General features: G+C 65.2%; 23 protein-coding genes. 6 read left to right on the top strand and 17 right to left on the bottom strand.

What is annotated here, in order from left to right; genetic code table 11:
• Positions 1–206: 206 nt before the first annotated feature.
• The 3 genes from ABZF37_RS07755 to ABZF37_RS07745 are packed head-to-tail and all read right to left on the bottom strand — an operon-like array spanning position 207 to position 3,329.
• Positions 207–1,130 (bottom strand): alpha/beta fold hydrolase, encoded by a 924-nt coding sequence (locus ABZF37_RS07755; RefSeq protein ID WP_372718548.1) that lies wholly within the window; start codon positions 1,128–1,130, stop codon positions 207–209.
• Positions 1,127–2,887 carry a SulP family inorganic anion transporter gene (locus tag ABZF37_RS07750; RefSeq protein ID WP_372718546.1) on the bottom strand — a complete coding sequence of 587 codons (1,761 nt, stop codon included), beginning with the start codon at positions 2,885–2,887 and terminating at the stop codon, positions 1,127–1,129. Before ABZF37_RS07750 ends, ABZF37_RS07755 begins: the two co-directional genes overlap by 4 nt.
• Positions 2,888–2,930: 43 nt before the next feature.
• Positions 2,931–3,329, bottom strand: a complete 399-nt coding sequence (locus ABZF37_RS07745; RefSeq protein ID WP_372718544.1) for an Mth938-like domain-containing protein — start codon at positions 3,327–3,329, stop codon at positions 2,931–2,933.
• A 117-nt stretch (positions 3,330–3,446) separates the two neighbouring features.
• On the opposite strand from ABZF37_RS07745, the gene alaC reads away from it, so the two are divergent.
• The 4 genes from alaC to ABZF37_RS07725 all read left to right on the top strand — a co-directional run bounded on the left by alaC (position 3,447) and on the right by ABZF37_RS07725 (position 8,291).
• Positions 3,447–4,652, top strand: a complete 1,206-nt coding sequence (gene alaC / locus ABZF37_RS07740; protein ID WP_372718542.1) for an alanine transaminase — start codon at positions 3,447–3,449, stop codon at positions 4,650–4,652.
• Positions 4,649–5,962, top strand: coding sequence for a homoserine dehydrogenase (locus ABZF37_RS07735; protein ID WP_372718540.1), 1,314 nt, complete (start codon positions 4,649–4,651; stop codon positions 5,960–5,962). The genes alaC and ABZF37_RS07735 overlap by 4 nt, the downstream gene beginning before the upstream one ends.
• 4 nt (positions 5,963–5,966) lie before the next feature.
• Positions 5,967–7,040, top strand: a complete 1,074-nt coding sequence (gene thrC, locus ABZF37_RS07730) for a threonine synthase (RefSeq protein ID WP_372718538.1) — start codon at positions 5,967–5,969, stop codon at positions 7,038–7,040.
• A 102-nt stretch (positions 7,041–7,142) separates the two neighbouring features.
• Positions 7,143–8,291: an alkane 1-monooxygenase gene (locus ABZF37_RS07725; protein ID WP_372718536.1), complete on the top strand. Its 1,149-nt coding sequence runs from the start codon at positions 7,143–7,145 to the stop codon at positions 8,289–8,291.
• A gap of 97 nt (positions 8,292–8,388) precedes the next feature.
• Here ABZF37_RS07725 and ppsA read toward each other — a convergent pair whose 3' ends face one another.
• The gene (ppsA, locus tag ABZF37_RS07720) at positions 8,389–10,761 is read right to left on the bottom strand and encodes a phosphoenolpyruvate synthase (protein WP_372718534.1); all 2,373 of its coding nucleotides are present in this window, start codon (positions 10,759–10,761) and stop codon (positions 8,389–8,391) included.
• Between the two features lie 355 nt (positions 10,762–11,116).
• Between ppsA and ABZF37_RS07715 the strand changes: the two genes are divergently transcribed.
• Positions 11,117–11,395 carry an Lpp/OprI family alanine-zipper lipoprotein gene (locus tag ABZF37_RS07715; RefSeq protein WP_372718532.1) on the top strand — a complete coding sequence of 93 codons (279 nt, stop codon included), beginning with the start codon at positions 11,117–11,119 and terminating at the stop codon, positions 11,393–11,395.
• Between the two features lie 107 nt (positions 11,396–11,502).
• Here ABZF37_RS07715 and ABZF37_RS07710 read toward each other — a convergent pair whose 3' ends face one another.
• The 9 genes from ABZF37_RS07710 to ABZF37_RS07670 form a co-directional block, all read right to left on the bottom strand.
• On the bottom strand, positions 11,503–12,495 hold the full coding sequence (locus tag ABZF37_RS07710) for a L,D-transpeptidase family protein (RefSeq protein WP_372718529.1): 993 nt from the start codon (positions 12,493–12,495) through the stop codon (positions 11,503–11,505).
• A gap of 56 nt (positions 12,496–12,551) precedes the next feature.
• The gene (locus ABZF37_RS07705) at positions 12,552–12,710 is read right to left on the bottom strand and encodes a DUF1010 domain-containing protein (protein WP_372718527.1); all 159 of its coding nucleotides are present in this window, start codon (positions 12,708–12,710) and stop codon (positions 12,552–12,554) included.
• 65 nt (positions 12,711–12,775) lie between these two features.
• A complete protein-coding gene (locus ABZF37_RS07700; RefSeq protein ID WP_372718525.1) occupies positions 12,776–13,411 on the bottom strand; it encodes a glutathione S-transferase family protein in 636 nt (211 codons plus the stop codon).
• A gap of 2 nt (positions 13,412–13,413) precedes the next feature.
• Positions 13,414–13,788 carry a YciI family protein gene (locus tag ABZF37_RS07695; RefSeq protein WP_372718523.1) on the bottom strand — a complete coding sequence of 125 codons (375 nt, stop codon included), beginning with the start codon at positions 13,786–13,788 and terminating at the stop codon, positions 13,414–13,416.
• A 109-nt stretch (positions 13,789–13,897) separates the two neighbouring features.
• Positions 13,898–15,172 (bottom strand): serine--tRNA ligase, encoded by a 1,275-nt coding sequence (gene serS / locus ABZF37_RS07690; RefSeq protein ID WP_372718521.1) that lies wholly within the window; start codon positions 15,170–15,172, stop codon positions 13,898–13,900.
• A 3-nt stretch (positions 15,173–15,175) separates the two neighbouring features.
• Positions 15,176–16,102 carry a hydroxyacid dehydrogenase gene (locus tag ABZF37_RS07685; protein WP_372718519.1) on the bottom strand — a complete coding sequence of 309 codons (927 nt, stop codon included), beginning with the start codon at positions 16,100–16,102 and terminating at the stop codon, positions 15,176–15,178.
• A 6-nt stretch (positions 16,103–16,108) separates the two neighbouring features.
• Complete coding sequence (locus ABZF37_RS07680) at positions 16,109–17,119, bottom strand: ketopantoate reductase family protein (RefSeq protein WP_372718517.1); 1,011 nt, start codon at positions 17,117–17,119, stop codon at positions 16,109–16,111.
• 75 nt (positions 17,120–17,194) lie between these two features.
• Positions 17,195–18,484 carry an ammonium transporter gene (locus ABZF37_RS07675; protein WP_372718515.1) on the bottom strand — a complete coding sequence of 430 codons (1,290 nt, stop codon included), beginning with the start codon at positions 18,482–18,484 and terminating at the stop codon, positions 17,195–17,197.
• A gap of 31 nt (positions 18,485–18,515) precedes the next feature.
• On the bottom strand, positions 18,516–18,854 hold the full coding sequence (locus ABZF37_RS07670) for a P-II family nitrogen regulator (RefSeq protein WP_372718513.1): 339 nt from the start codon (positions 18,852–18,854) through the stop codon (positions 18,516–18,518).
• A 96-nt stretch (positions 18,855–18,950) separates the two neighbouring features.
• Here ABZF37_RS07670 and gluQRS point away from each other — a divergent pair, with 96 nt between their 5' ends.
• Complete coding sequence (gene gluQRS, locus ABZF37_RS07665) at positions 18,951–19,844, top strand: tRNA glutamyl-Q(34) synthetase GluQRS (protein WP_372718511.1); 894 nt, start codon at positions 18,951–18,953, stop codon at positions 19,842–19,844.
• Positions 19,845–19,854: 10 nt separating this feature from the next.
• On the opposite strand, the gene ABZF37_RS07660 is transcribed toward gluQRS, so the two are convergent.
• The 4 genes from ABZF37_RS07660 to ABZF37_RS07645 all read right to left on the bottom strand — a co-directional run.
• Complete coding sequence (locus ABZF37_RS07660) at positions 19,855–20,604, bottom strand: class I SAM-dependent methyltransferase (protein WP_372718509.1); 750 nt, start codon at positions 20,602–20,604, stop codon at positions 19,855–19,857.
• Complete coding sequence (zapE, locus tag ABZF37_RS07655; protein WP_372718507.1) at positions 20,585–21,682, bottom strand: cell division protein ZapE; 1,098 nt, start codon at positions 21,680–21,682, stop codon at positions 20,585–20,587. The genes ABZF37_RS07660 and zapE overlap by 20 nt, the downstream gene beginning before the upstream one ends.
• Before the next feature lie 24 nt (positions 21,683–21,706).
• Entirely contained in the window at positions 21,707–22,486 is a 780-nt protein-coding gene (locus tag ABZF37_RS07650) for a succinate dehydrogenase iron-sulfur subunit (RefSeq protein ID WP_372718505.1), read from the bottom strand.
• Between the two features lie 18 nt (positions 22,487–22,504).
• On the bottom strand, positions 22,505–23,338 hold an 834-nt coding region (locus ABZF37_RS07645), incomplete at its 5' end, for an FAD-binding protein (protein WP_372718503.1).

Here is a 23,338-nt window from a genome sequence, read left to right as displayed (position 1 = left end):
GTGAAAATGCACGTCGAGTCCATCGCCGATATCCAGGAACTCCCCGACCACGTTGTGTTGGTATTCCATCGCCCACTCCTCCTGTAATTTTCAAGTATCCGACGCTAGCACAGCTGACAAGGTCGCGGGCCGGACTGACGGGGCGGCAAAGCGCATTGCTCTGTATTTCGGCGGACGCAAAGCACCCCACCATCCGCTAAACAGGACTATCCCCGTTGATGTCCCCTTGCTTGGTCCGGCCACCCCACGAGTAACCCGTTAAGCGCACTGCACAGAGCGCGGGGCGAATCGATCATGAGTTGGTGGTAGGCGCCGGGGATGGCGAACATGGGCCAACCACGCTGCTGCGCCAGGCTCTCGACGTAGCTCTTGACCGCTTGGGTAAAGATGGCGCTGTGGTCGCCGTAGATCACGGCCAGGGGCGTTTCGAGGGCCTCCAGCTCGCGCCATGGTTCGTGCATATGCATTTTTTTGAACAGCGCGTCGTCGAACTTCCAGGTCCAGCCGTCCTGCATCGGTGTCACTGAATGGTGGGCGATGTGTTGCAGCAGGTAGGGATGTTGGCAGGGCTGTGCTGGCAGCAGATAAAACCGCCCGACGGCAGCGGCGTAGTCCGGGCAAATGGTCTTGGGCCGATACGGCACCTTGCTCGGGTCGAACGGCGACGGCTGGTCCGGCGGGAACACCGCCGAGTCCAGCATGACGATGCCGCGCACGCGGCCTGCATGGCGTACGCCGAGCGTGAGCGCCACCGCCCCACCCAGGCTGTGACCGACCACGACCGTATCCGCAGTAAGCCCAGCATGCTCGATGATCGCGACCACGTCGTCACTGAACTGCGCGGTCGAATACGCCTCGCGGTGCTCGCTGTCACCCATGCCCGACAAGTGCGGCGCAACCACGTGGAAGCGATCGGCAAACCGCGGCGCCATGAAGTCCCACCAGTTGGCGTGCGCCATGGCGCCGTGGATCAGCACCAGCCCGGGCTGGCCGGGCGTGCCCCAGGAGCGGTAACGCAGCCGCGCCCCGTCGTGGACGACCTCGGCCTCGGTGACCGGCGCTTGCAGCGCCTCGGTAACCCAGGCTGGGGACATATCGGCCTGGGCGACAGGATCGGACTGATTGCTCATGTGTCTCCTCGGGAGCGTGTTTCCGTGACAGATAAGCCCGGACCTGTGGGGGAATGCCGCTCCAGGGTCTCGCTGAGCAGCATGGCCCGATCGTGCGCCATTTTCGGGTCATGCTCGACCAGTTCCCGGCACGCCGCCAATGCGTCCACAAAGACCGCGAAGCTATTGTCCGCACCGATCAACTCGACGATACCGGCTCGGCCCAGTTTGCCCTGCACCCGGGCATTGGCGCCCGACAGCATGACCCGCACGCCACGCTTGTGCAGGTCGCGAATCACTTCTTCCAGGGTCTGCAGGCCGGTGATGTCGATGAACGGCACCCAGCGCAGACGGATAACCAGCACCCGCGGGTCAGTATGCGTACCGGCCAACGCGCGCTCGAAGTTCTCGACCGCACCGAAAAAGAACGGCCCCTCGATGCTGTAGACCAACACGCCCGGCGGCAGACGAACCAACCCCAAATGCGCGAACTCCTGGCTGAGCTCTTGCTCGGTCGCCTCGCGCACTTCCACGCTGGTCGCCATGCGACGCAGGAAGTGCAGCGTGGCCAGGATGACACCGATATTGACCGCCACCACCAGGTCGGCGAACACGGTCAGGGTGAAGGTGACCAGCAGGATCGCCACATCGGCGCGCGGCGCGCGCTTGACCATCTTGGCGAAGTGCCGCACCTCGCTCATGTTCCAGGCCACGATGAACAGGATGGCCGCCAGCGCCGCCAGTGGTACGTTGACCGCCAGCGGGGCCAGGGCCAGAACCATCAACACCAGCGTCAGCACATGCACCATGCCCGCCAACGGGCTGGTGCCGCCATTACGGATATTGGTGGCAGTGCGGGCAATGGCGCCAGTCGCGGCGATACCGCCGAACAGCGGCGCGACAATGTTGGCGATGCCCTGGCCGATGAGTTCCTGGTTCGAGTTGTGGCGCGTGCCGGCCATGCCGTCCGCCACCACCGCCGACAGCAGCGACTCGATGGCGCCCAGCATGGCGATGGTGAAGGCCGGCCCGATCAGGGCGATAACGTCACTCGCCGTCGCTTGCGGCAGTTGCAGCGTCGGCAGGCTCTGCGGAATGCTGCCGAAGACGCTGCCGATGGTGCGCACGCCGTCGAACTGAAACACCGCTTGCAATACGGTCGCGACCACCAGCGCCACCAGCGGCCCCGGCACCCGCGCGAAGCCGCGTACCCTGGGCGCGCCAATCACCAATGCTAGCGACAGGGCCGCAAGGGCGGTGGTTGTCGGGTGCAGCTGCGGCAAGGCCTGCACCAGATGCCACAGTTTTTCGTGAAAGTGTTCGCCAGCCACCGCCGGCAAGCCGAAGAAATCCTTCCACTGACCGACCCAGATGATGACGCCGATGCCCGCGGTAAAGCCCAGGATCACCGGGTCCGGGATGAAGCGGATGATGGTGCCCAGGCGTGCCAGGCCCAGCAGCAGCAGGATCACGCCGGCCATCAGGGTGGCTATCTGCAGGCCGGCAATGCCGTACTTGGCCGTGATGCCCGACAGAATGACGATGAAGGCGCCGGTCGGCCCGGCAATCTGCAGCCGGCTGCCGCCGAGTGCCGAGACCAGAAAGCCCGCGATGATGGCGGTGTAGAGCCCCTGTTCTGGCTTGGCGCCGGACGCGATGGCAAAGGCCATGGCCAGTGGCAACGCCACAATGCCGACAATCACGCCGGACACGATGTTCGGCAGCCAGTGTTTGCGGCCGAACAGCCCGGCGCGGTGCGCTTCGACCAACGCGATCATAGTTATTGATCACCCTCGGGAAAGTGCTGTTGCGCGCGAACGCTCACCGCCCGGCCGTGGGTCCGATCAACAGTGCCGCCAGCACGCGCCGCCCCTCCATGCTCAGCACGTTATAGGTGCGGCAGGCGGCGTGGGTGTCCATGGTCTCGAAGCCGATGCCGCGGGTTTGGAACAGGTGCATTACCTGCGCCCCAGGGAAGCGCAAGCGCGGCCCGCTGCCGTACAGGACCACCTCGGGCGCATAGTCCAGCAGTGCCTCGAAGGCCGCCAGAGGCGGCGTGATGTCAACAACCGGCCACGCCACGGGAAGGTCATTGGGCCGCAGAATGGCTGGCGCGGTGAGCGTCTGTTCGGCCTCGGCCTCACCACGCGCCACCACCACGCTGCCTGCCGAATAGCCCTGCACACGGTAGGCGGCGCCTCGTTCGATGTGGATTTTCATTTAGAATTTAGCCCTGTCCGATCACGCATTCGACTGGCGCGATTATCGACCCGCACCGGCGCCGTGTGTGCGCACTGGCAGCCCTCCCGCCCCCAAAGCCCCCGGCCCGGACGTTCCATGAAGGACAGCTTCCCGCGCATCGAGCGCCTGCCGCCCTATGTATTCAACATCGTCAACGAGCTGAAAGCCCAGGCTCGTCAGCGCGGCGAGGACGTGGTCGATTTCGGCATGGGCAACCCGGACCAGCCGACGCCCCCGCATATTGTCGAGAAACTGATCGAGGCCGCCCGCCGCGACGACACGCATCGTTATTCGGTATCCAAGGGCATCCCACGCCTGCGCCGGGCCATCTGCACCTGGTACAAGCGCCGCTACGATGTTGACCTGAACCCGGACAGCGAAGCCATCGTCACCATCGGCTCCAAGGAAGGCCTGGCGCATCTGGCGCTGGCCACGGTTGGGCCGGGCGATGCCGTGCTGGTGCCAAACCCGACCTACCCCATTCACCCGTATGGTTTTGTCATTGCCGGTGCCGACATCCGTCACGTCCCGATGTTGCCGGGGCTGGATTTTTTCGCCGAGCTGGAGAACGCCATCCGCAACTGCTGGCCACGGCCGAAGTTCCTGGTGCTCAATTTCCCGAGCAACCCGACCACCGCCTGTGTCGATCTGGACTTCTTCGAGCGGGTCGTGGCAGTGGCGCGTGAGAACGAAATCTGGGTCGTCCACGACCTGGCCTATGCCGAGATTGCCTTCGACGGCTACCAGGCGCCTTCCATCCTGCAGGTACCGGGTGCCAAGGACGTCGCGGTGGAGGCCTACACGCTGTCCAAGACCTACAACATGCCCGGCTGGCGGGTCGGTTTCATGTGCGGCAACCCGACCCTGATTGGCGCCCTGGCACGCATCAAGTCCTACCTGGACTACGGCACCTTCACGCCCATTCAGGTCGCGGCCATTGCCGCGCTGGAGGGGCCCCAGGACTGCGTGCGCGAAATCGCCGCCATGTACCAGAGCCGGCGCGATGTGCTGTGCGAGGGCCTGAACGCGGCCGGCTGGGCAGTGGAAAAACCCAAGGCCACCATGTTCGTGTGGGCGCGCATTCCGGAGCCGTACCGGGTGCTCGGCTCGCTTGAGTTCAGCAAGCGCCTGTTGACCGATGCCCACGTGGCCGTGTCTCCAGGTATTGGTTTTGGCGAATACGGAGACGAGTACGTGCGCTTTGGTTTGATCGAGAACGAACATCGCACGCGTCAGGCAGTGCGTTCCATCCGCCGCATGCTGCGCGGCAACGAGGCCCAGACCGCACAGGCCGGCACATGAACGCGGTACGCATCGGCCTGCTGGGTCTGGGCACCGTCGGCGGCGGCACGCTGGAGCTGCTGGCCCGCAACGGCGACGAGATCGCCCGCCGCGCCGGGCGGCCACTGCTCGTCACCCATGCGGCGGTGAAAGACACCAGCCGCCCGCGTGGGCCACAGGCCGAACGCGTCCAATTACTCGACGACCCACTAAAGCTGGTCAACCACCCCGAGATCGACATCGTCGCCGAACTGATCGGCGGCATCGAACCTGCCCGCACGCTGGTGCTGGCAGCCATCAACGCCGGCAAGCATGTGGTCACCGCCAACAAGGCGCTGATTGCCCTGCACGGCAACGAGATTTTCGAGGCGGCTCGCCGGGCCGGCGTGGCGGTCAGCTTCGAGGCCGCCGTGGCCGGTGGTATCCCCATCATCAAGACCCTGCGCGAAGGCCTGGCCGGCAACCGCATCCAGGGCCTGGCTGGCATCATCAACGGCACGTCCAATTACATCCTGACGCAGATGCGCGACGCCGGGCTCGACTTCGCCACCGCGCTGGCCGACGCCCAGCGCCTGGGCTACGCCGAAGCCGACCCCAGCTTCGACATCGACGGCGTGGACGCGGCCCATAAATTGTCCATCCTGGCCGCCATCGCCTTTGGCATGCCGCTGTGCTTCGAGCATGTGCACGTGGAGGGCATCCGCGATCTTGCAGCCGTGGACGTGGATTACGCCGGACAGTTCGGCTATCGACTCAAGCTGCTGGGCATCGCCCGGCGCACGGGCAGCGGCGTGCAGCTGCGCGTGCACCCCACGCTGCTGCCGCAGCGCCACTTGCTGGCGCAGGTCGATGGCGTAATCAATTCGGTGCTGGTGGACAGCGACGCGCTCGGCCAGAGCCTTTACTACGGCGCCGGCGCCGGCGCCGGACCAACCGCCTCGGCGGTGGTGGCCGACCTGATCGATATTGCCCGGGCACTGACCATCGACCCCGAGCACCGGGTGCCGTACCTGGCCTTCCACCACGACCGGCTGGAGGCGCTGCCGATCCTGCCGATCGACGCGGTCGAGACGGCTTTTTACCTGCGCCTGACCGCGCTCGACCAGCCGGGTGTACTGGCCGATGTCACGCGCATCCTGGGCGATCAGCAAATCAGCATCGAGGCCATCCTGCAGAAGGAACCCCCGCCAGGCGAGAGCCACGTGGCGGTTATCCTGCTCACCCACAAGGTCCGCGAGCGCGCCATGCGCGAGGCCATCGCCCGCATCGAGGCGCTGCCCAGCATCGACGGGCGCGTGGTGAGCCTGCGCCTGGACCATCTGGAGCACTGAACCGATGAGCGCATACGAGGGTCTGATCGCCCGTTATCGGGACTGGCTGGACCTGCCGGTCGGCATCGAGCCGGTGACCCTGCTGGAAGGCAACACGCCGCTGATCCGCCTGCGCAACATCCCGCGCCGGCTGAACCTGGACGCCGACATCTACGTCAAATTCGAGGGCCTGAATCCGACCGGTTCGTTCAAGGATCGCGGCATGACGGCGGCGGTCTCGATGGCGGTAGCCGAGGGTAGCCGCGCCATCATCTGCGCCTCCACCGGCAACACCTCGGCCTCGGCGGCGGCCTACGCGGCGCGCGCCGGCATCGTGTCCTTCGTGCTGATTCCGGAAGGCAAGATCGCCCTTGGCAAGCTGGCGCAGGCCATCGTGCACGGCGCCGAAGTGCTGCAGATCGCCGGCAACTTCGACGACGGCATGGCGCTGGTCAAGGAACTGGCCGCCACCGCCCCGGTCACGCTGGTCAACTCGGTCAACCCTTACCGTTTGCAGGGTCAGAAAACCGCCGCCTTCGAGATCGTCGACACGCTCGGCCGGGCGCCGGACTACCACTGCCTGCCGGTCGGCAACGCCGGCAACATCAGCGCCTACTGGATGGGTTACGCGCAATACCACGCCGCCGGGCGCTGCGCGCTGCCGGTGATGGCCGGCTACCAGGCAGCCGGCGCGGCGCCGTTCGTGCAGGGCCACCCCATCGACCAGCCGGAAACCATCGCCACCGCCATCCGCATAGGCCACCCGCAGTCCTGGGACAAGGCCATCGCCGCCCAGCAGGGTTCCGGCGGCTGGTTTGCGGCACTTACCGATGACGAAATCCTGGCCGCCCAGAAACTGCTGGCAATGGAAGAAGGCGTGTTCTGCGAACCGGCCTCGGCCGCCTCCATCGGTGGCGCCCTGCGCGACCTGCAATCCGGCCGCATCCCGGCCGGCAAGACGCTGGTCTGCACCCTCACCGGCAACGGCCTGAAGGATCCGGACATCGCAATTCGCAGCGCGCCAGACCTGAAGCCCGTCAAAGCGGATCGCGCCACGCTGGAAGCCGCCATCCTGCGCCGGCTGGAGCGCGGTCGGTAGGTAGTCCAACGCCGACGATGCCCGTCGGCCACCCAATGCTTGTCTTCCTGAACGAGCGTTCGGTACCATCCGGCGGTCCGTTGGCCACATCAGGGAGCGATCATGGCCATTGCAATTGAAGGCACCGGTACGCGGCGCAGCATCCTGGCCCGCGTCAGCACCTGGCCGCTGATCGGCTTCATGCTGTTGCCGGTGCTGGCCTGGGCACTGGGCGGCGGCAACGGGTACTGGATCAGCGCCGTGGCGTGGATGGCGGTGCTGCCAGTGCTGGACAACCTGATCGGACCGGACCGGATAAACGCCGCGGTTGCTTACGAGCCAGAGTTAGAAAAACGCCTGCGTTACCGCTTCATGCTGTGGCTGTGCGTGCCCGTGCAGTGGGGCGTGGCGCTGTTTGGCCTGTACGTGCTCAGTCACGAACCGCTGACCACCAGCGCCATGATCGGGCTGATTCTTAGCCTGTCGGTTTCGGTGGGCATCGGTGTGGTGGTGGCGCACGAGCTGTGCCACCACGCGCAAAAGTTCGACCGCTTCATGGGCGTGCTGCTGTTCACGCCCACCAACATGGCGGACTTTCACCTGTACCACAACATCGGCCACCACAACCTGGTGGCCACGCCGGACGATCCGGCCTCGGCACGCTACAACGAGCCGGTATACCCGTTCGTGCTGCGCTGCATCGTGGACAAGACGCGCCTGGCCTGGCGCATCGGCCGCGACAGCATGGCCGTGCGCGGTTTGCCGGTGTGGCACTGGCGCAACCAGGCGCTGTGGCTGTTTGCCGCACCGCTTCTATGGCTGGCCGCCACGCTGGCGCTGTTCGGCTGGGTGGCACTGCCGGTGTTCCTGGGCTGCTGGCTGTTCCCACGCCTGTTTCTGGCCTTTGTGGACTACCTGGAGCATTACGGTCTGGGCCGTCGCCGCCTGACCGATGGCAGCTACGAGCCGGTGCGTGCCGAACATGCCTGGGACGACAGCTACGTCGTCAGCAGCATGATCTCGTGCCAGATCACGCGCCATTCCGACCACCACGCCAAGACCAGCCGGCCGTATCAGATTCTGCGCGTTCGCGACGAGGCCCCGCGCCTGCCCTACGGCTACATGACGATGATCTGGGTGGTGATGGTGCCGCCGCTGTGGCGGCGGCTGATGAACCCGATCGTGGAGGCCTTCTACGCCAGCGCCAATATCGCGCCGCACGGCAAGCCGCAGGATCTTCCGGAACGCTTTCGCGCCCGCGCCGTGTATTGATCAACCGGCGCCGTGGCGCGACCGGTCAGGATTCGTTTGTGCTCTCGCGTACCTGCGACAGACCCCGGAGCCGGGGAGGCCCCGGTCGGCAGGGTAATCAGTGAGACGTGTCGCCAGCCAGCGCCAGCCAGGTGGACACCACCGTGTCGGGGTTCAGCGACACGCTGTCGATGCCCTGCTCGACCAGCCACTGGGCCAGGTCCGGGTGATCCGACGGCCCCTGACCGCAGATGCCAACATACTTGCCGGCGCGCAGGCAGGCCTCAATGGCGAGCTTCATTAGCGCCTTCACCGCACCGTCGCGTTCGTCGAACTCTCCCGCCACCAGCCCGGAGTCCCGATCCAGCCCCAGCGTCAACTGGGTGAGGTCGTTGGAACCGATGGAAAAGCCGTCGAAATATTCCAGGAACTGATCGGCCAGAATGGCATTCGACGGCAGCTCGCACATCATGATCAGTCGCAGGCCGTTCTCGCCGCGCTTCAGACCCTGCTCGGCCAGCAGTTCGGTGACCTGGCGGGCCTCGGTCAAGGTGCGCACGAACGGGATCATGATCTCCACGTTGGTCAGGCCCATGTCGTTACGGACCTTCTTCAGCGCCTGACACTCCAGCGCAAAACAGTCGCGGAAGCTCTCGGCGATGTAGCGCGAGGCGCCGCGAAAACCCAGCATCGGGTTTTCCTCATGCGGCTCGTACAGGTCGCCGCCGAGCAGGTTCGCGTACTCGTTGCTCTTGAAATCGGACATGCGCACGATGACTTTCTTGGGCCAGAACGCGGCGCCCAGCGTGGCGATGCCCTCGACCAGTTTTTCGACGAAGAACGTCTGCGGGTCCGCGTAACCGGCAATGATCTCGTCGATGGTGCTGCGCAGGTCGGCGCCGAGCGTCGCGTAATTGATCAGCGCCTTGGGGTGCACGCCGATGCCGCGGTTGATGAGGAACTCCAGACGCGCCAGGCCAACGCCGGCATTGGGCAGACTGGCAAAGTCGAAGGCACGATCCGGGTTGCCGATATTCATCATGATCTTGGTCGGCGGCTCGGGCATACCATCCAGGCGCACTTCGCTGACCTCGTTCTTGAGCGCTCCTTCGTAGATGAAGCCGGTATCGCCTTCGGCGCAGGACACCGTCACCGCCTCACCGGTTTTCAGGTGATCAGTCGCATCACCGCAGCCCACCACCGCCGGAATACCCAGCTCGCGCGCGATGATGGCGGCATGGCAGGTACGCCCGCCGCGGTTGGTGACGATCGCGGACGCCCGCTTCATGACCGGCTCCCAGTCCGGATCGGTCATGTCGGCCACCAGCACTTCGCCCGGCTGCAACTCGCCCATGCGCGCCGGGCTGTCGATCACGCGCACGTTGCCGACGCCGATACCCTGCCCGACGCTACGACCAGTGACCAGTACCTTCGATTTTTCCTTCAGCTGATAGCGGCGCAGTACCTGCGAATCGCCGCGCGCCTTCACCGTTTCCGGGCGTGCCTGCAGGATATAGAGTTGACCGTCCTGACCGTCGCGGCCCCACTCGATGTCCATCGGCCGGCCGTAGTGGTCCTCGATGATCAGCGCCTGGCGGGCCAGCGCCTCGACCTCGGCATCGCTCAGGCAGAAGCGCCGCTGCTCGGTTTGCGGCACGTCCACGGTGACGGTCGAGCGACCGGCCGAGACCGCGTCGGTATAGATCATCTTGATCATCTTGCTGCCGCGGTGACGCGAGATCACCGCCGGCCGACCGGCGCGCAGCGTCGGCTTGTGCACATAGAACTCATCCGGGTTGACGGTGCCCTGCACAACTGTCTCGCCAAGCCCGTAGGAAGCAGTCACGAACACCGCATCGCGGAAGCCGGTCTCGGTGTCCAGGGTGAACATCACGCCGCTGGCCCCGATATCGCTTCGCACCATGCGCTGGATGCCGGCCGACAGTGCCACGTGCTCATGCGCAAAGCCCTGGTGCACGCGATAGGAAATGGCGCGGTCATTGAACAGGGACGCGAACACATGACGCACGGCGTGCAACACGTGGTCCGCACCGCGGATATTCAGATAGGTCTCCTGCTGGCCGGCGAACGACGCGTCCGGCAAGTCTTCCGCGGTCGCCGACGAACGCACCGCGACTGACACATCGGTCAGCTCACCGCACAAACGACCGTAGGCCTCGACGAGGCCCTGTTCGAGCCCATCGGGAAACGGCTGTTCCAGAATCCAGCCGCGAATTTTCTTACCCGCTTTCACCAACGCCGCGACATCCTCCACATCGAGCGCCGCCAACTCTGCCTTGATGCGCCCTGCCAATCCGGCGTTGGCCAGAAAATCCCGGTACGCCTGCGCGGTGGTGGCAAAGCCCCCTGGCACCCGCACCCCCAGCGGCGCGAGGTGGCTGATCATCTCGCCCAGGGAGGCGTTCTTGCCGCCGACCAGTTCGACATCCTGCATGCCTAATGTCTCGAACCAACGCAGATATTCGGCCATGCGGCGCTCCGGGTGTGATGAAAAAGTCGATGTCTCGAATCGGGCCGTTGCCCCGGCGAGCGTCACCTCACCGTGGGGTGAAACCCGAACTGGGGTCGTGTATTTTGCCAGACCCGACCGGACCACCGTATTTGCAGGCACTGCTGTTTTCGTACGATACAGCTTGGCGTTGCCAGGAATGCGGCTGACAGCGCCCGTGCTGCGCAGGGCTTGATTCCGGTCATTCACGACCTTTGCTTTTTTTTTGAGCGAGCTTGATAATCTGCGCTGGACTATCCTTGTCTTGTGCGGGCCTTCGCCGCAATCGTGGTTTTATTCACTTGGTTTTATTCACTTCGCTTTTTAGGGGCATGTTATGCAGAACAAACTGATCATCGGCAAACTCGCAGCGGTCGCGCTATTTGCCGCCCTCTCCGCTGGTTGCGCCACCAAAGGCTACGTGAACGAGCAGGTTGCTCAAGCGAAGTCGGCCGCCGACGCTGCCCAGGCCACCGCCAATCAGGCTGCGGCCAAGGCCAACACGGCCGGCCAGCAGGCCAGCGAGGCCCTGGCTGCGGCACAGGCTGCCCAGCAGTGCTGTGTCGACACCAACGAGAAGATCGACCGCATGTTCAAGCAGTCGATGCTCAAGTAAGCACCGCTCGCTTAGTCTTTATACAAAAAGGCGGAGTCAGCTCAGGCTGGCTCCGCCTTTTTTTGTCTGGCCTTTGCGGCCACCGGCGTGCGGTGGGCCTGAATCCGTCAGCGTTGGGCGATAAGCGCCGCTTCACCCTCGCGCCGCGCGTCGAGAAGTTTTACCTCATCCGGCTGGGTAATGGGCACCGGCATGCCGGTCGGCCTCTTCAGCTCGCGTCGTACCATCACCCAGTCCACGCTGGCGGTGGACACGCCCTTGTCGGCGAGCAGCTGCGCGATCTCGCCCAGCGCCCCTTCCTTGCGGCCCTTCTCTTCCACCAACGGCCGGTGTACTTCAAGATAAGTGATGCCGAACGCCTGCCCGATCTTGTAGGGTTGGCTGACGAAGGTCACTTTCAAGCCGGGGGCGACCTGCTCGAAGAAACTGGCAATGTGTTCCGGATACAGACGCAGGCAGCCATGCGTGACCCGCATGCCGATACCGTATGGCCTGTTTGTGCCATGGATGAGGTAGCCGGGAATACCCAGACGCAAGGCAAACTGCCCGAGTGGATTATCAGGCCCGGCCGGCACCACGCGCGGCAGGATATCGCCCTTCGCAGCGTGCTCAATGCGTATCGATTCCGGCGGCGTCCAGCTCGGATTGGGCACTTTCTGAGTGATCTTGGTCACCCCCAGTGGGGTTCGCCAATCAAAGCGGCCGATGCTGATCGGATACGTCACGACCTGACGCAAATCACCCTTGGCCGGTAGGTAGTAATACAGCCGCATCTCCGGCAGATTGATAACGACTCCGTCCCGCGGCGTTTTGGGCAGGATATGCTGGGTCGGCAGAATGACTTCCCGCCCTTCGCCCGGCATCCACGAATCGACGCCGCGGTTGGCAAGCTTGATTTCGGTATAGCCCAGGCCACCGCGACGCGCGATGTCGAGCAGGGTATCCTCGTAGCGCGCCGTGACCACCTGTACCTGGCCAATCAAATCGACGTCGGCCGGCGGCAGCGGCCGGGTTTCGGCCGCCACCCCGAACGCGCTCATGGCCAGCACAAGCAGGCCACAACGAAGCCACGGTCGCAATTGGCGGTCCTGGCGATCCACGGGCGACACTCTCCAGATCTCGGGGTAAATAGCCGCGAAGTGTAGCAAAACCGGCTTCAGGCCTTCGCGATTGTGGCTGCTAATCCGGCGGCCATCGACCATATCGACCGCCAGGCAAGCGGTCTTAAGGAGGCGCTGAAGTATTCAGTGTTTCCCGCGGCGCAAGGATGCGCTGCCAAAATCTGCGGCTGTAAGCCACGGATTTTGCGGGCCATCGGAAAACCACGCTTTTCCGATGGCGGGCGCTGAGAAATCCAGCATGGATTTATTCAGCGCTTCCTTAAGCGAGACCGCCCGCGCGAAGGTCACCCAGAAATATGTCGTCCTGCCAGGCCGGTCGCGCCCGCAGCCTGGCCAGCCAATGCCGCAGTTCCGGGAAAGGCACGAAATCCACCCCCAGCGGCAGGAGTGCCGGCACGCCTGCGCCGAGTGCAATATCGGCAATGGAATAAGACTCGCCCACCCAGTCCCGCCCGGCCATTTGCTGCTCCAGCAAACCGAGCAGGAAATCAACCCGCGTCGCGGCGGACGTGTCCTCGCCGCCACCGATGCGTGCCATATAGAGCGCCATCAACGCCGGAATCAGAGTGCTGCCTTCCCAGGCGAGCCATTGCAACACCCGCGCCCGTTGCCTGGTTTCTATCGGCAGCAGCGGCGTCGGGCCGCGGCTTTCGCACAGATACTGCAGGATGGCGGCCGATTCCCACAGAATGAAACCGTCGTCGTCCAGGATGGGCGTCAGGCCGTTCGGATTCAGGCGCCGCAGGGGCGCGTCCGCCGGGCGCAGCTGCGTTGCCGGGTCAAGGTCGACCAGCTCGAACTCAAGGTCCAGCTCGCGCAGGAGTACCGCCACCTTGAGCGCGTTGTGCGAGCCCGGATGATCGCCCCGCGGCAGGATGTGGTACAGGCGCGGCACGCTCAGAACACCCGCTGCCAGGGATAAATCGTCTCGACCGCGAAAAAGCCGTGTTTCGCCAGCGGATCGGCGTCGTGCAGGGCGCGCGCCTGTGCATCGGACTCGGCTTCGAAGATGTTGATCGCGTTCACGAAACCAGTGCAGGGCCCGCCGCTGACCAGCTTGCCGCTCCCGCGCAACTCAGTCAGGTGGGCAAGATGTGCCGCGAGTACGCTGGCCAAACCCGGCGCCACGCCCTGTGCCTCGATGTCAGCCTGACCAGGTACACGCTGGTGATGGATCGCCTCGTCGATGTAGGCGAAAGCGTCCGCTGGCAGCTCGCTGCGCAGGCGCGCCACCGCAGCGTCGTCAAAACGGGAAATGACCACGTACAACATCGTCTTCTCCTCCGGTGGATGGTTGTTCTAATCCCGGCCGGCTGGCCGGTGCTGCCCATCCGTGGGCAGCGCGTCGATGCTGCGCCCACAAGCGGGCGATCGGCAAGTCTCAGGTGCGCGCGATGCGCTCCAGCCCGCCCAGATACGGGCGCAGTACTGTCGGTAGGCTGATGGAGCCGTCTGCCTGCTGACCGTTTTCCAGCACCGCGACCAGCGTGCGCCCAACCGCCAGGCCGGAGCCATTGAGCGTGTGCAGCAGCTCCGGCTTGCCGGTGGCCGGATTGCGCCAGCGGGCTTTGAGGCGCCGGGCCTGGAAGTCGCCAAAATTGCTACAGGAGGAGATTTCCCGGTAGCGCCCCTGCCCCGGCAGCCAGACTTCCAGGTCATAGGTCTTGGCCGATGCAAAGCCGAGGTCGCCGGTGCACAGCGCCATCACGCGATACGGCAGGCCAAGCGCCTGCAACACAGCCTCGGCATCAGCGGTGAGTTCCTCGTGCGCCTGCAAGGCCATCTCGGGCGACACCATGCGTACCAGCTCAACCTTCTCGAACTGATGCTGGCGGATCAGGCCGCGGGTGTCCTTGCCGTAACTGCCGGCCTCGCTGCGAAAACAGGGCGTATGGGCCACCAGCTTCAGCGGCAACTCGGCCGCCTCGACGATGCTGTCGCGCACGATGTTGGTGACCGGTACCTCGGCGGTGGGGATCAGGTAGTAGCCGCCGCCGACGGCAAACAGGTCCTCCTCGAACTTCGGCAACTGGCCGGTACCCAACAGGCTGTCCGCGTTCACCAGATACGGCACGTACACCTCGGTGTAACCGTGCTGGCGGGTGTGCAGGTCCAGCATGAACTGCGTCAGCGCCCGCTGCAGCGCCGCCAGCGGCCCACGCAACAGGCTGAAGCGGGCCCCCGCGATCTTGCTGGCGGTCTCGAAGTCCAGCCCGCCCAGCGCTTCGCCCAGATCCACATGATCGCGCGGCGCGAAGTCAAACACCGGCGGGGTGCCCCAGCGGCGGACCTCGACGTTGTCATCCTCGCTGCGCCCGGCCGGCACGGACTCGTGCGGCAGGTTGGGGATTTCCAGGCAATAGGCTTCGAGCTCGTCCTGGACGGCCTTCAGGCCCGCTTCGAGCTGCGCCAGGCGCTCGCCGACACCGCCCATCTGCGCCAGCAGCGGAGCGGCATCCTCGCCACGCCGTTTGGCTTCGCCGACGGCCTTGGACACGCGGTTGCGCTCGGCCTGCAACTGCTCGGTTTCGGTCTGAGCTGCCTTGCGGCGGGTTTCGAGCTCCATCAACCGTGGCAAATCGAGCACAAAGCCGCGCGCGGTGAGACGCGCCGCCACCGCCTCCGGTTCGCGACGCAACAACTGCGGGTCGAGCACCGGTCAGTCCTTAAGGGCTTCGATAATCATCTGCGCCGCCTGCATGGTCATGCGGTTCAGCGCTTCGTGGGTGGCGGCGCCGATATGTGGGCACAGCACGACGTTGTCCATCTCCAGCAACGCCGGATCGGCGGGCGGCTCGGTCTGGTACACGTCAAGGCCAGCGCCGGCAATCTGCCCGGCACGCAGGGCGGCGATCAGCGCCGGTTCGTCCACCACCTCGCCGCGCGCGGTGTTGATCAGGATGGCGGTCGATTTCATGCGCCGAAACTGATCGGTGCTGAACAGGTTGCGGGTCGAGTCCAGCAGCGGTACGTGCACGGTGATGTAGTCGGCCGTGTCGATGATGTCGTCGACGGTCTCCACCTTGCGCACGCCGTGCTCGACCATAGCCGCGGCGTCGATGAACGGGTCGTAGCCAACAGGCTGCATGTCGAAGGCCAGCGCGCGCCTGGCGACCAGCTTGCCGATGTTGCCGAAGCCGACGATGCCCAGCGTCTTGTCCGCCAGCTCCACGCCGGTGAAGCGGTCCCGGTCCCAGCCCTCGCGGCTGCGCACGTAGCGGTCGGCCGCGGCCAGCTTGCGCGACACGGCCAGCATCAGCCCGAACACCAGCTCGGCCACCGACACCACGTTGGCCTGCGGCGTGTTGCGCACCGGCAAGCCCTTTTCCTTGGCGTAGGCCAGGTCCACCTTGTCCAGACCGCTGCCGGCGCGGGCGACGATTTTCAGCTTGCCGGCGTTGTCGATGACCTGCCTGGAGACCCGCGTGTAGGTCTTTATCATCAGGCCGTCGTAGTCGCCGATGATGCGCGCCAGCTCGGCCTCGTCGGTGCGCTCGCGCACGTCGACATCGAAGTGCTCGCGCAGCAGGTCGATGCCGGACTGCTCCAGGGTTTCCGCGACCAGGACGCGCTTTTTGCTGCTCATGTTCGATCAGGCCAGGTAGTGGTCCAGCACCTTGATGATGCGATACGCCGCGGTCACCGTCGGCACCGGGATGCCGAGCTCGCGGCCCTTGTCGACGAAGGGTTTGACGATGTAATCGACCTCGGTTTTCTTGCCGCGCACCACGTCCTCGTGCATGGAGGTGCGCCCCACATAGCCTTGCTTTTTCATGCGTTCGCCAAAGCCCAGAATCAGCTGTACCGCCTCCTCGTCGGTCTTGCACTCGTACACGTCCTTCAGGCGCGACAGGGGCGCATAGAAGTTTTGTGGGCTGTAACCGAGCTTGGTGTATACAGCCAGCAGCTCGCGGGAGATGGCAACGTAGTGCTCGGCACCCTCGCGCAGGGCCATGCCATGCACAAAGCTAAGATCGTTATTGCCAGCGAGCGTGCTCACCGACCACGCCGAGGCGTTGCAGATTTGTGCCAGTTTTTCCCATAGCACCTGCGCAATACAGTCGACCGCCTTGGCGCCCAGGCCGGCGGTGTTGAAGGCGTCGGCCAGCGCCTGCGCGCGTGGGCTGATGGTGCCATCCAATTCGCCAAAGTAAGCCGTGGTCGGCACGGTGACGTGGTTCTTGACGAAGCCTGGCGCTTCCAGCGAGCCACCTTCGATGGCGGAGGCCCCCATCACACGCGCCGCGTCGCCCATCCAGTCCGCCAGCACCTGTTCCTTGACAATCGTGTTCTGTACCGAGCAAACAGTGCGCACTCGATCCCGCAGGCAATCGGCCGAGGCCAGCGCCGTGTCGCTGTCCTTGGCCTTGGTGGCAAGGATCAGGTAATCGAACTCACCCTCCGCGTCGGCCGGGTTGCTGATCGCCGTGAGGTTCTCGCGAATGTGGTGCTCGCCGCGCACGCCCTCGATACGCAGGCCATCACGGGTAATGGCATCGGCATGGGCCGGGCGGGCAATCAGCGTCGTCTCGACGCCGGTTTGCGCCAAATAGCCACCGATGACCGAACCCAGGCCACCGGCGCCAAGAATGCAGACACGCATGTTCATACTCCAAAGTGTATTGAAGCCGGTACGGCCCCGCCGTCCGGCGAAGAATTCAATCGCGGGCCCTGGCCCTCACAAGTTGTAACCACGCTCCTCGTGCAGGCCGATGTCCAGCCCCCCGGTCTCGATCTCGGCATCCACACGCAAGCCGATGACCTTATCGATCAGCTTCAGCAGCAGATAACTCAGGGCGCCGCTCCACAGCGCCGTTGTCGCCACGCCGATCAACTGCACTTGCAGTTGCTGTCCCATGCCACCGGCATTAAAGCCAACACCGCCCAGCCCCGCGGCGGCGAAAACACCGACCAGCACCGTACCGGCCGCGCCGCCGACCGCATGTACCGGAAACACATCCAGGCTGTCGTCTATCTTCAGAACGCGCTTCACATACTGGGTGGCGGCAAAGCAAACGCCACCCGCCACTACGCCGATGGCCAGTGCCCCCATCGGGCCCACGTAACCGCTCGCCGGGGTGATCGTCCCCAGTCCGGCCACCATGCCGGTGACGACGCCCAGCACACTCGCCTTGCCGTGACGCATCCATTCGATGGCCATCCACGTCATCGCGCCGGCCGCCGCCCCAAGGTGGGTGACCAGCATGGCCATCCCGGCGTTGCCGTCCGCCGCCAGGGCACTGCCGGCATTGAAGCCAAACCAGCCGACCCACAGCATGCCGGCACCGGTCACCGTCATGGTGAGGTTGTGGGGCATCATCTGGGTGTCTGGAAAGCCGCGCCGCCGCCCCAGCACCAGCGCCGCCACCAGCGCCGCCACACCGGCGTTGACATGCACCACGACGCCACCGGCGTAGTCCATCAATCCCAGGTCGGCCAACCAGCCGCCGCCCCACACCCAGTGACACACCGGCACGTACACCAGCGTCAGCCACAGCGCGGAGAACCACAGCATGGCCGAGAACTTCATGCGCTCCGCGAAGCCACCGACGATGAGCGCCGGAGTGATGATGGCAAATGTCATCTGGAACATGGCGAACACGGTTTCGGGCACCGTGCCGGCCAGCGCGGCCCGGTCCACTCCGCTGAATCCGATCTTTTCGAAACCCCCATACCAGGGCTGCATGGCCCCGCCGTGGCCGAAGGCCCCGCTGTAGCCATACAGCAACCACAACACCGACACCATCCCGGTGACGGCAAAACACTGCATCAGCACCGACAGCACATTCGTGCTGCGCACCAGGCCGCCATAAAACAGCGCCAGACCCGGCAGGGTCATGAATAGCACCAGGGCGGTCGCCGTCAGCAACCAGGCCGTGTCAGCCGCGTTGAGGACGCCAGCATCCGCGAATACCGGTAACGGCAGGCACAGCAATAGCGCTGTCCTTACGAGGGACCGAACAAACATGGGAACTCCTCCCGGGTAGGCAATGGTTAGGTCAGAGCGCGTCCTGGCCGGTTTCACCGGTACGGATGCGCACGACCTGCTCCAGGGGGCTGACGAAAATCTTGCCGTCGCCGATCTTGCCGCTGTTGGCGGCGTTGGTGATGGCCTCCACCACCCGCTCGGCGTCTTCGTCGCGTACCGCCACCTCGACCCGCATCTTGGCGATAAAATCGACCACGTACTCGGCGCCGCGGTAAATCTCGGTATGGCCTTTCTGGCGGCCAAAGCCGCGCACCTCGGTGACCGTCATGCCGGTAATGCCCAGCTCGCCCAGCCCATCGCGCACGTCGTCCAGCTTGTGCGGCTTGATAATTGCCGTGATCAGCTTCATCGCCTCTCTCCCTCGTTACTTGCATGCGCCACTGGCGCCCCGGCTCACGCCGGGGCGGATAAGGTACACGAAAGCCGACGCCGAGCCCGATTGAGCATGCCTGACATCCGTGGCCGTTTTGCCCCTTCGCCCAGTGGTCCGCTACACCTCGGCTCGCTGCTGGCGGCGGTTGGCAGCTATCTGACCGCGCGCAGCGCCGGTGGACACTGGCTCGTGCGGATGGAGGACCTGGACCCGCCCCGGGTCGCTCCAGGTGCTGGCGACGCCATCTTGCGGGCGCTGGAAGCGCATGGCCTGCAATGGGACGAGGAACCGCTATACCAGAGCCGCCGCGGCGAGGCCTACCGGGCCGCCATAGCGCAGCTGCAAGCCAGCGGCCTGGTTTATCCGTGCGCGTGCACCCGGCGCGAGCTTGCGACCATCGCCCACGCCGGGGTGGACGGGCCGGTGTATCCGGGTACCTGCCGCAATGGCCTCGGCACCGGGCGCACGCCGCGTGCACTGCGCGTACGGGTAGCCGACCAGGAATTCGGCCTGGTCGATACTGTGCAAGGGGACTACCGCCACACCTTGCCACAGGCGGTTGGCGATTTTGTGGTGCAGCGTGCCGATGGCCTGATCGCCTACCAGCTGGCCGTGGTCGTGGACGACGCGTATCAGGGCATCACCCAGGTAGTGCGCGGAATCGACCTGCTCAGTTCAACGCCCAGGCAGATCTACCTGCACAGCTGCCTTGGCCTACCGACGCCAAGCTATGCCCATCTGCCACTGCTGGTGGACCGGCATGGGGCCAAGCTGGGCAAACAGACCAGCGCGGCGGGCCTGGACCCAAAACGGGCCAGCGCCAACCTCAGCCTGGTACTACAGGCCCTGCGCCACGCGCCGCCGGCCGAACTGCACGGCGCCGCGCCCACCGCACTGCTGCAGTGGGCAACGCAACACTGGCAACCGGGCCGGTTGGCGGGTCAGGCTGAAGCGGTCGTGCCTTAGGTCTGGCCCATCATGGGCCAGCGGCGACCAGGTACACATCAAAGCGTACGGCCCGACCTTTAAGACACACATCCACGGACGGTAACAGCGGCGGCGCGTGCAGCGGGCGCTTGACCACCACGCGACGGGTCGCGCGCATACGGGCCAGCGTCGCCAGTTCAACGCCGTTGTCATCGTCGCCGGTCAGTTCGCGCAGCAGTTGCAGCTCGCGCCGCGGCAGCGCGGTGCGGCCCTGCTCCGGGAACATCGGGTCCAGGTAGACCACCTCCGGCCAGGCGCTCTGCTCCAGGTCGCCCAGCACCGACCGCGCGTCGGCACAGACCGCCTGCAAACTGCCGGTACCGGCCAGCCGCGGTGCACGCGTCAGGGCATCCTCAAGCAGCGCATGCACCAGCGGCTGGCGTTCGATGGCAGTGACGATAAAACCTGCCTGAGCCAAACGCCAGGCGTCAGCACCCAGGCCGGCGGTCAGGTCCAGCAGCCGGGCCGGGCGGGTCTTGACGCGCGCCGCGCGCAGCAGCAGCTGACTGCCGACGCGCTCGACACCTGAGCCGGTGAAATCCACACGCAGCGGCTTCAGCCGCCGGCCAGGCGCTTGCAGTTCAAGACCCTGCGGGCCGAAGCTGAACAACAAACGGGCCGCCTGCGGCAGTGACGTGAGCGACAGCTGCAGCCGCTGCGCGAGCTGCGCCGGGCGCTCATCGCCCGCGATTGCCCGCACCGCGACGGCGGGCGTTGCGTCAACTGCTTCGGCGCGCACCTGGCCAATCCGCGGATTGCATCTGCAGCAGTCGGCTGACCGTACGCTGGAACTCAAAGCCCATGCGATCGCCAGCGTAAAGCTCGGCCGGCACCGCCGCTGCGGACACGATGAGGTTGACGCCCTGGTCATAGAACACGTCCACCAGGTTGGTAAACCGGTGCGCCACGTCGTACTCGTCGGCCGTCAGCACTGGCACATCCGACAACAGGACGGTATGAAATCGCGCCGCGATGTCGAGGTAGTCCATGGCGCTGCGCGGCGTGCGGCACAGGGCGGAAAACTCGAACCAGACCACGTCACCGCCCCGGCGCACGACTGTCAGTTGACGACCATTGACGGTTAGCGGGCCTGGCTTGTCGTGCTCTGGCGCCAGCCGGCGGTACACCGCCGCCATGCCCTCGCTCGCCACCGGTCCGAGCGGTGTCAGATAGCGGCGAACGTCGTGCAGCGCCCGGCTGCGATAGTCCGTGGGACCGTTAAGCTCGATCACGTCGAGCCGTTCTTTCAGCAGCGCAATGGTGGGCACAAAGCGCTCGCGTTGCAGGCCGTGCCGGTACAGCTCATCGGGCTCGCGGTTGGAAGTCGCCACCACCAAAACACCGCGATCCAGTAACTCTTGCAGGAGCGTGCCAAGCAACATGGCATCTGCCACGTCGTGCACCTGGAACTCGTCGAAACACAGCACCTGCGCCTGCGCTGCCCAGTCGGCGGCAATACGCGGCAAGGGGTCAGCTATATTGCCCAGGCGGTGGCGCTCGTCGTGCACCGCCTGCATGAACTGGTGGAAATGCAGACGTCGCTTACGCTCGCCGGGGACACAATCGAAAAAAAGATCAAGCAGGTAACTCTTGCCCCGACCGACACCACCCCACAGGTAGGCACCGGCCAACGGCAATGGCGCCTGCCGGCGCGTGAGACGCCGCAGCCATGGCCGGCGAGGCGGATGCGTGATGCGCTGCAGCAGCCGGTCCAGCCGCGCTGCCGCCGCTTCCTGCAGCGGATCGGCCACGAACTCCGGCTGGCTGGCATCCCAGCGGTAGCGGGCCAGCGGGGTGCGTGGAACCGCTTGCGGCATGACGGCCGGGCTGACTTGCGACAGCTACAGGTGCCGCTGCAGCAGTTTCTTTTTGATGTCGGCGATGGCCTTGGCCGGGTTCAGACCCTTGGGGCAGGCGCTGGTGCAATTCATGATGGTGTGACAGCGATAGAGCCGGAACGGGTCTTCCAGTTGGTCGAGCCGCTCGCCGACGGTCTCGTCGCGGCTGTCCATGATCCAGCGGTGCGCCGCCAGAAGTGACGCCGGGCCGAAGAAGCGGTCCGAATTCCACCAGTACGATGGACACGCTGTCGAGCAGCAGGCGCACAAAATGCATTCGTAATGCCCATCGAGTTCGCTGCGGTCCTCCCGCGACTGCAAATGCTCACGCCCGCCGGGGGGTGGCGTTTCGGTCTTCAGCCACGGTTCGAGCGCCGCGTACTGGGCATAGAAATGCGTCAGGTCGGGCACCAGATCTTTCAGGACTTCCTGGTGGGGCAGCGGAAAAATGCGCACGTGCTTGCCGCCGCAGTCCTCGGTGGCCTTGGTGCAGGCCAGCGTGTTGACCCCATCGATGTTCATGGCGCAGGAACCGCACACGCCCTCCCGGCAGGAGCGGCGAAACGTCAGGCTGCCATCCTGGTGGTTCTTGATATGCAGCAACGCGTCGAGCACCATCGGCCCGCACTCGGCCGGACTGACCTGGTACTGCTGGGTGTGCGGCGCCAGGTCCGACTCGGGGTCGTAACGGTAGACCTCGAATACGACCGTGTCCGCGGCGGCCGGTGCCGCCGACGAGGTCGCGGTCAATAGGTCGCGTCCGACGCGGGCTTTTTCAGCCATCTTGTCCTTCCTCTGCGCTCAGTACACCCGCTTCATCGGCGGGATCGGGGCGACCTCATCGGTCAGGGTGTGGGCCGTCACGCCACGATAGCCAAGCCGCACCTCGCCAGTGACCACGTCCGGCACCCAGGCCAGGCTGTGCTTCATCCAGTGCGCGTCATCACGATCGGGGTAGTCGTCGCGGGCGTGAGCGCCACGCGATTCCTTGCGTTCGGCGGCGCAGTCCATGGTCGCCAGCGAGGCAGTGAGCAGGTTCTCGAGTTCCAGCGCCTCGACCAGGTCGGTGTTGAACACCATGCCGTGGTCGGTCAGGCCGATGTCGGGCAGCATACGCGCCGCCTCGCGGATTTCCTGCACGCCGGCCTGCAGGGTTTCTTCCTTGCGGAATACCGCGCAGCGCTGCTGCATGGTCCGCTGCATGCGTTCGCGAATTTCCACCGGCGCGTAGCGACCCTTGGCCTGACGCAGGCGGTCGAAGCGCTCAACGCCTTCCCGGCCGGCCTCGGCCGTGACCTTGGGCGCTGGCAAGGTGGGCAGGGTGTCTTTCAGGCGCAGCGCCGCCGCACGACCGAACACGATGATGTCCAGCAGGCTGTTGGCGCCCAGACGGTTGGCACCGTGCACCGACACGCAGGCCGCCTCGCCGATGGCGAACAGGCCCGGCACGACGAAATCATTGCCCTGGGCGTCTTGGTTGATGACCTCACCGTGGTAATTGGTGGGAATACCGCCCATGTTGTAGTGCACGGTCGGCAGCACGGGGATCGGTTCGCGCGTCACGTCCACACCGGCAAAGATGCGCGCCGTCTCCGAGATACCGGGCAGACGCTCGTGCAGGGTCTCGGCACCCAG

The organism is Immundisolibacter sp. (genome assembly GCF_041601295.1).
Taxonomy (GTDB): Bacteria; Pseudomonadota; Gammaproteobacteria; order Immundisolibacterales; family Immundisolibacteraceae; genus Immundisolibacter.
The sequence above is the reverse complement of the archived record's forward strand: the minus strand, read 5'-3'. Positions and strand labels throughout refer to the sequence as shown.